This window comes from Magnetospirillum sp. LM-5 (genome assembly GCF_902729445.1).
In the GTDB taxonomy this organism is placed as follows: Bacteria; Pseudomonadota; Alphaproteobacteria; order Rhodospirillales; family Magnetospirillaceae; genus Magnetospirillum.
Genome location: NZ_CACVCE010000034.1, coordinates 55,326 through 68,404, shown reverse-complemented (window position 1 = coordinate 68,404; position 13,079 = coordinate 55,326). Strand labels below are relative to the sequence as shown.

General features: G+C 66.9%; 7 protein-coding genes. 3 read left to right on the top strand and 4 right to left on the bottom strand.

Going from position 1 to position 13,079, the window contains the following annotated elements:
- Positions 1 to 84 precede the first annotated feature (84 nt).
- Positions 85 to 1,890 carry a sensor histidine kinase gene (locus tag MTBLM5_RS12230; protein WP_173976380.1) on the bottom strand — a complete coding sequence of 602 codons (1,806 nt, stop codon included), beginning with the start codon at positions 1,888 to 1,890 and terminating at the stop codon, positions 85 to 87.
- A gap of 100 nt (positions 1,891 to 1,990) precedes the next feature.
- On the bottom strand, positions 1,991 to 4,648 hold the full coding sequence (locus MTBLM5_RS12225; RefSeq protein ID WP_173976379.1) for a bifunctional acetate--CoA ligase family protein/GNAT family N-acetyltransferase: 2,658 nt from the start codon (positions 4,646 to 4,648) through the stop codon (positions 1,991 to 1,993).
- Between the two features lie 153 nt (positions 4,649 to 4,801).
- Between MTBLM5_RS12225 and MTBLM5_RS12220 the strand changes: the two genes are divergently transcribed.
- Positions 4,802 to 5,596: a hypothetical protein gene (locus MTBLM5_RS12220; RefSeq protein ID WP_173976378.1), complete on the top strand. Its 795-nt coding sequence runs from the start codon at positions 4,802 to 4,804 to the stop codon at positions 5,594 to 5,596.
- 10 nt (positions 5,597 to 5,606) lie between these two features.
- A complete protein-coding gene (locus tag MTBLM5_RS12215; RefSeq protein WP_173976377.1) occupies positions 5,607 to 6,956 on the top strand; it encodes a GH1 family beta-glucosidase in 1,350 nt (449 codons plus the stop codon).
- A gap of 70 nt (positions 6,957 to 7,026) precedes the next feature.
- Here the strand turns inward: MTBLM5_RS12215 and MTBLM5_RS12210 are convergent, their stop codons facing one another.
- Complete coding sequence (locus MTBLM5_RS12210) at positions 7,027 to 8,910, bottom strand: ABC transporter ATP-binding protein/permease (protein ID WP_217425021.1); 1,884 nt, start codon at positions 8,908 to 8,910, stop codon at positions 7,027 to 7,029.
- Positions 8,911 to 9,055: 145 nt separating this feature from the next.
- Between MTBLM5_RS12210 and MTBLM5_RS12205 the strand changes: the two genes are divergently transcribed.
- Entirely contained in the window at positions 9,056 to 10,855 is a 1,800-nt protein-coding gene (locus MTBLM5_RS12205; RefSeq protein ID WP_173976376.1) for an O-acetylhomoserine aminocarboxypropyltransferase, read from the top strand.
- Here MTBLM5_RS12205 and MTBLM5_RS12200 read toward each other — a convergent pair.
- The gene (locus MTBLM5_RS12200; protein ID WP_173976375.1) at positions 10,837 to 13,047 is read right to left on the bottom strand and encodes an EAL domain-containing protein; all 2,211 of its coding nucleotides are present in this window, start codon (positions 13,045 to 13,047) and stop codon (positions 10,837 to 10,839) included. The two genes, MTBLM5_RS12205 and MTBLM5_RS12200, sit on opposite strands and share 19 nt — an antisense overlap.
- Between the last annotated feature and the right edge of the window lie 32 nt (positions 13,048 to 13,079).

Here is a 13,079-nt window from a genome sequence, read left to right as displayed (position 1 = left end):
GTCAAATGCTTGGCCCGTGCCGGGCCGCTCAGGCGCCGCTCGGGCTGGCCCGCGTGTTCACCCTTGGCGTGAACACGCTAAGGCTCAGCCGTCACGCAGCACCCGGGCCGGCGGGATGCCGATCGATACGGTGGTGCCGGCCCCCGGGCGGCTGGAAATATGGAACGTGCCGTCATGCAGCAGCACCAGGCGGCGCGCCAGCGGCAGTCCCAGGCCGTTGCCTTCCTGCTTGGTGACATGCGGGCTGGAGCCACGGCCGAAGGGCTGCAACACCAAATCCATGTCCTTCGAATCGATGCCGATGCCGGTGTCGTGGATCATGATCCGCACCCATCCGTCGGGCGTCGGATCGATGTCGATCGTGACCAGGCCGCCGGCCGGCGTGAATTTGATGGCGTTGTTGATCAGATTGACCAGGATCTGGCTGAAACGCAGCGAATCGACCCTGACCTTGGGGATCTGCGCGTCGGCCGTGCCGGCGAAATCCAGCCGCAGCGACCGGCTGGTGGCGAGCGGCATCAGGGTGGCCAGGCAGCTTTTGATCAGTTCGCAAATATCGATCTCGTCATCGATCAGCGCGACCTTGCCGGTATCGATCTGGGCCATGTCCAGCATGTCGTCGATGCTGCCCTTCAGCAGCATGCCGGCATGGTGGACGCTGCGCAGGGCTTCCTTCTGCTTCGCGGTCTGCAAGGGGCCGAAGATTTCCAGCTGCAGCGCCTCGGTGAAGCCCAGGATGGCGTTCAGGGGCGTGCGCAATTCATGGCTCATGTTGGCCAGGAAGTCGGTCTTGGCTTGACTGGTCTCTTCGGCGTGCTGCTTGGCCAGTTGCAGCATGCGATATTCCTGTTCCTCGGCTTCCTGCGCGGCGGCGGCGACGCGCGCCTCGGATTCGCGGCGGCGCTGGTCGGCGCGAATGAATAAGGTGACCAGCAGCGCGCTGGCCAGCAGCGCGACGATGGCGGCCGGGATCAGGATGCGGTCGGCTTCCTCGAATGGGGCCTGCATCACCGCCTTGGGGACGCCGTACAGGATGGTCCATCCCAGCCCCGGAATGCGATGGAAGGTGGTGACCACCTCGCTGCCCTCCTGGGTCAGGGCCAGGAAGCGGCCGCGCTGGGCGGTGGTCGCGGCAAGCTTCGAGCCGGCCGAGTCGGTGATGCGGGCGCCGACGAAGCTGTCGGGATCGCGCGAGCGGGCGGCGATGCGCCCATTGGCGTCGATCACCGCGACGACATGGGTGGCGGGAAAGTTCTGTCGTGTCAGCACCGCGCTCAAGGCTGCCGGGAAGAAGGTGCCGTTCAGGATATAGCGGATATCTGCGCCCTCCATCACCGGCACCCCCATGATGATCAGGGGCTTCGACTGGATGCTGCCGCTGGGCACCACGCCGAAGATCTGGGGCGCCTTGGTCTCGACGATCCGGGCGACGTTGCCGGGCGCGCTGGTATAGGGCAGGGGCGCGCCGTAGGGGCGCAAGGTGTTGGTCACCATGGTCTTGTTGACCGGGTCGATCAACGCCATGGTGAACCAATGCTGCTCGGGCCGTCGGACGACGTTGGTCAGTTCGCGGTGGAACGCGCCGATGTCATTGCGGACGATGTCGGTCGATGACGCCATCACCGTCAGCACCTGGAAGCGGGCCTCGATGTCGCGCTCGATGGCGGTGGACAGCGCGGTGACGATGCCGTCGATTTCCGACTCGATCAGCTTGCGGCGGTCGTCGGCGTAGAAATATCCCAGGACCAGGGCGAATGCGGCGATGGGCAGCGCGGTGGCGCAGCAGATGGCCACCAGGCGCCAAGATTGCGGCCATTCCTTGGCCCATCCGATCCGGACGGGTCGGGGGCTGTTGTCGTTGTTGCCGTCGAAGCGAGCCGCGGGCGCCATCCTGTCCCCAGCCATCGTGGTTGGTCGTTGATTGGATACCAGTTCGGGCGTTTTGTCGATGGGGCCGATGACCCAGGCGGGCCGGGGCGTGGCGGAAAATCTAGTCGCAGATCAAGATGCCTTCGACGATGTCGGGATCCTCCTCGGCCGGCTTCAGGGCGAAGCCCATCTTGGCCGCCAGCTTCAGCATCGCGGCGTTCTCGGCCAGAACCTGGATGACCATCTCGTGGGTGCCGCGGTTCCTGGTGAAGGCCACCATGGTTTCCAGCAATTTGCGGCCCAGCCCGGTTCCCTTCAGATTCGAGCGGACCAGGATGGCCAGCTCGGCCCGGTGGTTGTCGGGGTCGGTGACGGTCCGCACCACGCCCAATGTCTCGGGCTGACCGTCCTTGCCCGTATGGGTGGCGATGAAGGCCATTTCGCGGTCGTAATCGATCTGGGTCAGCCGCGCCAGTTGGTGGTGGGCCAGGGTGCGGATATGGCCGTGGAACCGGTAGCGCAGATCCTGCGGCGTCATGTGGCCGATCAGGTCGGCGTGGGCCGGCTCGTCCTCGGGCCGGATCGGCCGGATCAGGACCTCGGTGCCGTCGTGCAGCACGGTCGGCTCTTCCAGGTGGCCGGGATAGGGCAGGACGGCGAAATGGCGGCGGTCGCCGGGGGTGATCGGCTCGATGCGCATGCGGGCATCGACCGCCAGCACGCCCTGGTCGTCGCAGAACAGCGGGTTGACGTCGCAGGCGACGATCTCGGGATTATCGACCAGCATTTGCGACAGCCGCACCAGCGCCACCGCCAGCGCCTCGATATCGGCGGCGGCGCGCGCCCCGTGGGCGGCCAGCAGGCGGACGATGCGGGTGCGTTCGATCATGGCGCGCGCCAAGGGCAGGTTCAGCGGCGGCAGGGCCAGGGTGTGGTCGCGGACGATCTCGACGGCGCGGCCGCCCTCGCCGAAGACGATCAGCGGGCCGAACAGCGGATCGCAGGCGATGCCGATCATCAATTGGCGGGCATGGGGCCGCAGCGCCATCGACTGGATGGTGAACCCCTCGATGCGGGCGTCGGGGCGCTTGGTGGCGGTGCGATGCAAGATGCCGGCGCAGGCGGCGCGCACGGCGTCGGGGGTTTCCAGGTTCAAGGCGACGCCGCCGACGTCCCATTTGCGCGGGATGTCGGGCGAGGCGACGGTCAGGGCCACCGGCAGGCCGATCTCGACGGCCTTGCGGGCGGCGGCTTCGGAATCGGCGACGTGGTGGCTGGGCTGGGCGGCGATGCCATAGGCCGCCAGCATGGTCTTGGCCTCGGATTCCAGCAGCAGGCCGCCGCCGGCCGCCAGCGAGCGAGCGACGATGGCCCGCGCCGAGGCGGCATCGGGCTGGAAGTCCAAAAGATGCGACGGCGGCGTTTGCAGCAGCATCTCCTGGTGGCTTTGGAAGGCCAGCAGGTGGCGAAAGCCCCTGACCGCCTGGCCGGGGGTGTCGTAGGTCGGCAGGCCGGCCTCGGCGAACAATCGCCGCGCCGGACGCGCCGCCGCCTCGCCGACCCAGCAGGTCAGGACATGGCCGCCATGGCGCTTTTGAGTATCGACGACCGCCCTGGCCACCTCGATGCCGTCGGTCATGGCGTTGGGGGCGTGGATCACCAGCACGGCGTCGATTTCCGGGTCCTCGATCAGGACGCGGATGGCGTCGGCGGTGCGCTTGCCGTCGGAATCCACCGCCAGATCGACCGGGTTGCCGACCTTGGCGGATTTCGGCAGCAACACCTGAAGCTTGCGGATGCATTCCTCGGACAAGGGCGCCAGGGTGCCGTTGCCGCGCAGCAATTCATCGACCGCCATCATCGCCGTCCCGCCGCCATTCGAGACGATGGCCAGGCGGTCACCGCGCGGCGGCCGAGTGCGGGCCAGGGTCTCGACGGCGGCGAACAATTCGTCGAGGTCGGTCACCCCCAGGGCGCCGGCCCGGCCGATCGCCGCCTCGAACGCCTCGTCCGGCCGGGTCAGCGCTTCGGCCAGGAAGGCCGCCTGCGACGGCGACGGATCGTCGGCGGCGCGGCCGGCCTTGACCAGCACCACCGGCTTGTTGCGGGCGGCGGCTCGCAACGCCGGCATGAAGGCGCGGCGCTCGCGGATATCTTCGATATACAGCAAGATCGCCCGGGTCGCCTCGTCATTGGCCAGATGGTCCAGCGCGTCGGCGAAATCGACATCCATGCAGTCGCCCAAGGACAGGAACGCGGAAAAGCCGATGCCGCGCGGCCTGGCCCAGTCCAGGACGGCGGTGCACAGCGCGCCCGATTGCGACACGAAGGCGATGCGGCCCGGCTCGGCCGGGATGTGGCTGAAGCTGATGTTCAGGCGCGACTTGGGCACCAGCACCCCCAGCGAGCCGGCGCCCAGCAGGCGCATGTTGTGGCGCCGCGCCGCCTGGCGGCAGCCGGCCCATTCGGCGTCGGCCGACACCACGATGGCGATGCGGCAACCCTTGCGGCCCAACTGGTCGATCAGGCGGGGCAGGGTGTCGGGCGGCGTGCACAAGATCGCCAGGTCCGGCGCGATGGGCAGCAGGTCCACCGACGGATAGGCCAGCACGCCGGCGACGGCGCGGTATTTCGGATGGACCGGCATGATCGGGCCGGCGAAGCCGCCATCGAGCAGGTTGCGCATGACCACGGCGCCGACCGAACGCGGCGTGTCGGACGCGCCCACCACGGCGATGGCCGTCGGTTCGAACAGGAAATGCAGGTTGCGCACGCTCATGGCGGTCTCTCAGCTGCGTTGGCCTTAAAGCGATGGCCTGGGACGCGGTAATTTGCAAGGCTTGTTTGCCCGTCCTGTGCGCCCCTTTGCCAAAAGGGGGAAGTGGGGTAAACAGAGAGGGCAACGTCGTTTTCCGCCCAGATAGGTGCCTGGATGATCCGTGGTCTTGCCCTTGCCGTCCTGATCAGCGTCGCCGGGCCGGCATTGGCCCAGACGGCCACGCCCCCGATCCAGGAGGAAACGCCGCACTTCCAGCCGATCCGGCCGGTGGCGCCAGAGCCGGTCGCCCCTCCGGCCGCCGCTCCGGCCGCGCCCGCCGAACCGGTGGCGGCGCCCGAGCCCGCACCGGAGGCCCAGCCCGCCGCTCAAGACCCGGTGCCGGCGGCGATGAAGGCGATCGAGACCAAGGTGCCGTTCCAGATTCCCAATTGGGCTCTGGGGATCGTCGTGCTGTCGGTGGCCTTCCTGGCCGGGTCGTTCCTGGCCGGCGTGGTCGGGGCCATGGTGTTCAAGGCGCTGCGCCGGTCGGAATTGAAGGCGCGCCGCCGCGCCGTCGCCACCACGCTGGCAACCGAGCTGGAAACCCGCCGCCTGGCCTTCGAGGCGGTGCCGATGCCGCCCAATGCCGAGGCCGGGGTGTCATTCGTGTCGTCGGTGATCTCGCTGGCCGGGATCGAGGCCGGCTACCGCTCGGCCCAGGGTGAATTGTTCCTGCTGCCGCCGCAGACCGCCGCCAACCTGTCGGTCCATTACGCCGCCGTGCAGCGCGTCGCCGACTTCGTCAAGGGCCAAAGCCTGGCGGCGGCGGTCCGCATGATGCAGGCCAACCGCCTGGGCGGCCATCCCTGTCCCGACGCCGGCGCCATGCGCGACGCCCATGTCGAGATGGCGGCGGCCTTCCGCGGCATCGACAAGGTGATTGCCGGATTGAAGACTCTGGCCAAATAGGGAGGCGACCATGGCCGCAGGCAAGCATCCGCTGGGCGTTCGCGATGATTTCGTCTGGGGCGCCTCGACCTCGGCCTATCAGATCGAGGGAGCCGCGTTCGAGGACGGGCGCGGCCCCAGCATCTGGGACATCCATTCGCGCACCCAAGGGCGCACCGCCAACGGCGATACCGGCGACGTCGCCTGCGACCATTACCACCGCTGGCCGGAAGATGTGGCGCTGCTGAAGAAGCTGGGCGTCGGCGCCTATCGCTTCTCGGTGTCGTGGCCGCGCGTGCTGCCCCGGGGGCGGGGCGCGGTCAACGACAAGGGCATGGATTTCTATGATCGGTTGATCGACGGGGTGCTGGAAGCCGGCATCCAGCCGTGGCTGTGCCTGTATCACTGGGACCTGCCGCAGCGCCTGCATGAACTGGGCGGCTGGACCAACCGCGACGTCGCCGGCTGGTTCGCCGATTACGCCACCTTGATCGCCACCCGCTTCGGCGACCGGGTCAAGCATTTCGCCACCTTCAACGAGCCCAATGTCTGCACGCTGTTCGGCTATGGCATGACCTGGTGCGCGCCTGCCGCCGAGGACCGCGTCGCCTACCTGAAGGCCAGCCACCATCTGAACCTGGCCCATGGGGCCGGAATCGATGTGCTGCGCGGGCTGGTCAAGGATGTGTCCATCGGCTGCATCTACAATCTGCAGCCGGTCCACCCGGCCGACGAGGCGGTCGCTGCCGATCACGAGGCGGCGGCCAAGCTGGACGCCCACTGGAACCGGGTCTATGCCGACCCGCATATCCTGGGCCACTATCCCAACGTGGTGGTCGAGGATTACGAGCCCTACATGCAGGCCGGCGACCTGGCCCGCATCTGCCGGCCGATGGATTGGGTGGGGATGAACCATTACGGCCCGATCTGGACCAAGGCGGCGCCGGGTTCGCAGATGGGCTTCGCCTGGGCCGACGTCAAGGTGGCCGACGCCCACCCGGAAATCGGCTGGGAAATCTTCCCCGAGGCCTTCACCGACCAATTGCTGGAAACCTCGGCTCGCTACAAGCTGCCGGTCTACATCACCGAAAACGGCTGCGGCCGCAACGACGACCAGGAAATCGCCGATGCCGATGGGTATGTGGACGATTTCTACCGCATCACCTATCTGAAGCTTTACACGGCGGCGATGAAGGCGGCCATCGACAAGGGCGCCGACGTGCGCGGCTATTTCATCTGGTCGCTGTTGGACAATTTCGAGTGGGGCTCGGGCTACGGCAACCGCTTCGGCATCATCCGCGTCGATTTCCCGACGGGAAAGCGCACGCCGAAGAAGTCGTTCCAGTGGTACGCCGATGCCATCAAGGGGGTGTTGGGGTAACCGGGCTGTTCCCTGCCGCCGCGTCGGCGTCCCGGGTACCCGGGACGCTTCCAGTGCCGGTCATCGGCACCTAATCCCGGCTGCCGTTCTTCGGCTTCTCGGTGGCGCGGCGAAGCGGGTGGATCAGCCAGTGGCGCAGGTCCAGGGCGCCCATCTTGCGGCGGCGGTCCGAGGTGCGGACCAGGCTGGTCTCGCGGATGAAGGCCGGGCCGTGGCCCGACGCCTCCAACACCAGCTTGCGATGGTGGAACTGTTCCAGCCCCTGGTTATAGCCCACCGTCAAGATGGTGGCGTGGGGCAACTCGGCGATCAGCAGGCTCATCAGTTCCTGCTCGGCCTTTTCTTCCAGGCAGTCGGTGGCCTCGTCCAGGAAGATCCAATCGGGGCGATGCAGCAGCAGGCGGGCGAAGCCGATGCGTTGCTGTTCGCCGAGCGTCAGCACCTGTTCCCAATTGCCGACATCCAAAAGCCGGTGGGTCAGGTGGCCCAGCCCGACCTTCTGCATCGCCTTCAGCACCGTGGCCTCGGCGAAGACGTCGCGGTCGGACGGATAGCGCAGCGTGCTGCGCAATGATCCGATCGGCAGATAGGGCCGTTCGGGCACGAACGAGATGGCGCCGTCGCCCGGCAATTCGATATGGCCGCGTCCCCACGGCCACAGGCCGGCCACCACCTTGAACAGTTTCAAGGCGCCGCCGGGATCGCCCGAGATCAGCACCCGCTCGCCTTGTTGGATTTCCGCCTCGAAGCGGCTGACCACGGTGGTCCCGTCGGCGTTGGCGATGGTCAGGTCGCGGAAGGCCAGGACCGGCTTGTCCGACGGGCCGACGCAGATGCGGCTGTCGGGCATGCAGGCGATGTCGCCCTTCAGGGTCTCGATGGCGTTGTGCAGCGCCATGACCCGCTCGACCGAAGCCTTCCATTCCGCCGCCTTCGACAGATTGTCCACCGGCCATGACAGGGCCGAGGTCATCTGCTGGAAGGCCTGGGCGATCTGCATCAGCGCGCCCAGGGTGATGGCGCCGGCGATGTAGCGCGGCGCGGTGATCAGAATGGGGAAGCCGGTGGCCAGCACCGCGTAACCCGACGAGAACAGGAACACCCGGGCCAGCGCGTTGGTCTGGATGTCGAAGGCGTGGACCACGCCCTTGAACATTTCGGCAAGGCGGCGTTGTTCTTCCGGCTCGCCATCCAGCAAGGCGATGGATTCCGAGCTTTCGCGCACGCGGACCAGGCCGAAGCGGAAATTGGCCTCCTTGGTCTGGCGCAGGTTGACGGCGCCGACCAGGGGGCGGCCGATCAGCACGGCGGCGGTGGTGCCGGCGCTGGCATAAAGCAGCGAGACGAACACCATGTGGCCGGGCACGTCGAATTCGGTGCCGAACAGCGGCACCTGGATCACGCCCGACAGCGTCCACAGGATCTGGGTGAAGCTGACCAGCAGCAGCACGCAATAGACCAGGGAATGGGCCAGGTCGATGGCGGCTTCGGTGGCGTTCCTGACGTCCTCGGCGATGCGGCCGTCGGGGTTGTCGTGCTCGCCGGGGATGTGGGTGACCTGATAATGGCGGCCGTCGGCCAGCCAGTCGTCCAGCAGGCGTCGCGTCAGCCAGTCGCGCCAGCCGACCTGGACCCGGCGCTTGATCACCAGATGGACGGCGGTGACCGCCATGGCGAACACCAAGATGATCACCAGGGCGCCGATCTGCACCAGGAAGCGGTCCATCGACCGCTGCTCCAGGGCGTTGAACAGGTTGGCGCTCCACAGATTGATCAGGATCGGCGACACCACCTGCAACAGGGTCAAGGCCACCAGCAGGCCCAGCATGCCGCGCACGCGCCACTTGTCCTCGCCGGCCCAATAGGGGCCGGCCAAGCGCATGAACTGGCGAAGGAAGCCCTGTCCTTTGACGCTTGTCGTCGGCTGTTGTGGAATCTGCTCGTCCACCGGCATGGGTGATGTGACCTGCCCCGTCCCTATTTCCCACAAATTAAGCATGTTCCGAGGCTTGAGGCCAGTCGCTCGGCTAGGTTCTTGACCGGGCGCCAGCGCAAAGCCACCATCAGGATCGGTATCGTTCGATAAGGAAACCCCGCCCGTGGCCGACCTCGACCCCATTGCCTATGACGACGACTTCCTGCGCTCGATCTTGAAGGGCGTCAGGACCATCGCGGTGGTGGGGGCCTCGGCCAACTGGAACAGGCCCAGCTATTTCGTCGCCAAGTACCTGCAAGACAAGGGGTATCGGGTGATTCCGGTCAATCCCGGCCTGGCCGGCCAGACCTTGCTGGGCGAAGCCGTCTATGCCGACCTGGCCGCCATCCCCGAGCCGATCGACATGGTCGATATCTTCCGCAATTCCGAAGCCGCCGGCCCGATCACCGACCAGGCGGTGGCGATCGGCGCCAAGGTGGTGTGGATGCAATTGGGCGTCCAAAACGACGCGGCGGCGGCGCGCGCCCAGGCCGCCGGCCTGAAGGTGGTGATGAACCGCTGCCCCAAGATCGAGTTCGGCCGCCTGGGCGGCGAGCTTGGCTGGTACGGCGTCAATTCCGGCATCATCACCAATCAGCCCAAGGAAGCCCCCCGGCCCAAGCGCGAGCGTGCCGCCCGCTCGTCGGCGCCCCTGGATCACGGCTTCGCCACCAAGGCGGTGCATGCCGGCGCCGCCCCCGACGCCGCCACCGGGGCCCGGACCACGCCGATCTACCAGACCACCTCGTATGTGTTCGAGGACACCGACCATGCGGCGGCTTTGTTCAACCTGCACACCTTCGGCTACATCTATTCGCGCCTGACCAACCCGACGGTCAGCGTGCTGGAAGAACGCATGGCCGCCCTTGAAGGCGGCCGCGCCGCGGTGTGTGCCGCCTCGGGTCACGCCGCCCAGTTCCTGACCTTCTTCACCTTGCTGGAAGCGGGCGACCATTTCGTCGCCTCGCGCAATCTTTATGGCGGCTCGCTGACCCAGTTCGGCCTGTCGTTCAAGAAGCTGGGTTGGCACTGCACCTTCGTCGATCCGCACGATGCGGACAATTTCAAGGCCGCCATCGGCCCCAATACCAAGGCCATCTTCATCGAAAGCCTGGCCAATCCCGGCGGCATCGTCGTCGACATCGAGGCGGTGGCGAAAGTCGCACAGGAATCCGGCATCCCGTTGATCGTCGATAACACCCTGGCGACGCCTTACTTATGCCGCCCGTTCGAATGGGGCGCCGACATCGTCGTTCATTCGACCACCAAGTTCCTGGCCGGGCACGGCAATTCGGTCGGCGGCTGCGTCATCGAATCGGGTGGCTTCAATTGGTCTTCGTCGGACAAGTTCCCCAGCCTGACCAAGCCCGAACCGGCCTATCACGGCCTGACCTTTTATGAAACCTTCGGCGATTTCGCCTTCACCACCAAGGCCCGGGCGGTGGCTCTACGCGATTTTGGGCCAGCCATGGCGCCGATGAACGCCTTCCTGACCATCACCGGCATCGAGACCTTGCATGTCCGCATGGAACGCCATTGCGCCAACGCCCAGAAGGTCGCCCAGTTCCTGGCCGACCATCCGCAGGTGGCGTGGGTGTCCTATGCCGGGCTGGCCGACAGCCCTTATCGGGCGTTGTGCCAGAAATACCTGCCGCAAGGGGCCGGCGGGGTCTTCACCTTCGGGGTCAAGGGTGGCTTCGAGGCCGGCAAGCAGGTGGTGGAAAAGGTCCGGCTGTTCAGCCACCTGGCCAATATCGGCGACACCCGGTCGCTGATCTTGCATCCGTCCAGCACCACCCATCGCCAGCTGACCGAGGACCAGCAGATCGCGGCCGGCGCCGGCCCCGACGTCATCCGTCTGTCGATCGGCCTGGAAGATGCCGTCGATCTGATCGCCGACCTGGATCAGGCGCTGGCCGGCTGACCACGGTCTTTCAGCAACCGGCTGAATTCGGCGGCCGGCACCGCCTTGCTGTAGAGGAAGCCCTGGGCCTCGATGCAGCCCTCGGCCTGCAGGAAGTCGCGCTGACGCTCGGTCTCGACCCCTTCGGCGATCACCGCCAGGTTCAAGGATTCCGCCAGGCCGATGATGGCGCGCACCACCGCCTCGGCGCCGTGGCCGGAATGCAGGTCCATGATGAAGGACCGGTCGATCTTGATCATGTCGAACGGGAAGGCGCGCAATTGGCCCAGGCTGGAATAGCCGGTGCCGAAATCGTCCATCGACAGCCGGACGCCCTGGTCCTTCAGGCGGCTCAGGATGGCGGCGGCGGCGGCGGTGTCCTTCATCACCGTGCTTTCGGTCAGTTCCAGGTCGAAGGCCAGGGAATCGGTGCCCCAGCGGGCCATCGCCGCCTGTACCTGCCGGACCAGGCCGGGGTCGTGGAACTGGCGGGCCGACAAATTGACCGAGATGCGCAGGCGTCGTCCGTCCGCGGTCCAGTCCCGGCCCAGGCGGCAGGCCTGGTCGATGACCCAGCGGCCCAACGGCAGCACCAGACCGGTTTCTTCCGCGACCGGGATGAAGCGGTCCGGCGACACCATGCCCAGCGTCGGGTGGTGCCAGCGCAACAGGCCTTCGGCGCCGATGATGGTGTCGGTGAACAGATTGACCTGCGGCTGGAAGAACAGCTCGAACTCGTCATTTTCCAGGGCGCGGCGCAGGTCGCGTTCGACGGTCATGCGCTCGCAGGCCTGGTCGTTCATCTCGCGGGTGAAGAACTGGAAGGTCGAGCGCCCGGATTCCTTGGCCCGGTACATCGCCGCGTCGGCATGCATCAGCAGGTCCTGGCCCGAGGTGCCGTCGCGGGGCGACAACGCCGCGCCGATGCTGCAGCCGACCACCAGTTCCTGGCCATCGACCTCGATGGGCGCGCTGACATCGACGATCAGGCGCCCGATGATGTCGGCGACGACGTTTTCCGATTCGGGGGCGACCAGCAAGATGGCGAATTCGTCGCCGCCAAAGCGGGCGACGGTGTCGCCGGCCCGCACCGCCTTGGCGATGCGCTGGGCGGTGGTCTGCACCACCTTGTCGCCGGCGGCGTGGCCCAGCGTGTCGTTGATCACCTTGAAATGGTCAAGGTCGATGAACAGCAGGCCGATCAGGGTCTCGGTGCGCCTGGACTGCGCCAGGGCCTGGGTCAGTCGGTCCTCGAACAGGAAGCGGTTGGCCAGGCCGGTCAGGGAATCGTGGGTGGCCTGGTGTTCCAGCTGGCGCTCATAATTCTTCTGGGCGCTGATGTCTTGCAGCGTCTCGACGGCGCCGACCACGCGCCCGTCCAACCCGCGCAAGGGGGCGGCGGTGAAATAAAGCCAGCGGGCGCCGCCACGGCAGTAGGGGAAGTGGTCGACGGCTTCCCAGGCGCCGTCGATCAGCTCCGACGGCTTGTACTTGCCGTCGTAATGGGTGGCGACCCGGGTTTCGGTGTCGGAATCGACCACCAGATCGGCCATCACCGGCCGGGCCTCGGGATAGAACGGCCGCCACTGGTCGCGGGTGCCGACCATCTGTTCCTTGGTCAGGCCGATGATCGCCTCGCAGGCCTTGTTCCAATGGGTGACCTTGTGGTCTTCGTCGATGACGAACATCGGCACCGGGCTGCCCTCGACGATGGCGGCCAGGCGATGTTCGCTTTCGCGCAAGGCCTGTGCCGCCCGCTTCTCGGCGGTGATGTCGCGCAAGGTCTCGATGGCGCCGACCACGGTGCCGTCGCAATCCTTCAGGGGCGCGGCCGAGAAGGACAGCCATTTGCCGCCGCCGGGGAAATGGGCGAAGAAATCCTCGGCTTCCCATACGCCGGGAACGGTCGCCGAGCGACGGCACTTGCCGCCGTAATAGGTATCGACCTGCTCGGCCAGGATGCCATCGACGATCAGGTCGGCCATCACCGGGCGTTGCTTGGCATAGAACGGCGCCCACGACCGGTCGGTGCCGACGACCGCCGAGGCCTTACACCCGGTCACCGCCTCGCAGGCGGGATTCCAGTGGGTGACGCGGTGCTTGGCATCGATGACGAAGGTCGGGACCGGGGTGCCGTGGACGATCTGATGGACCCAGTCGTCGGACTGTTCGGGTACGGACAGGGGCACCCCGTCACCATGGGGCTGGATCATGCAGTCATTTGCTCCGGGGCGCCGCGTGTGCC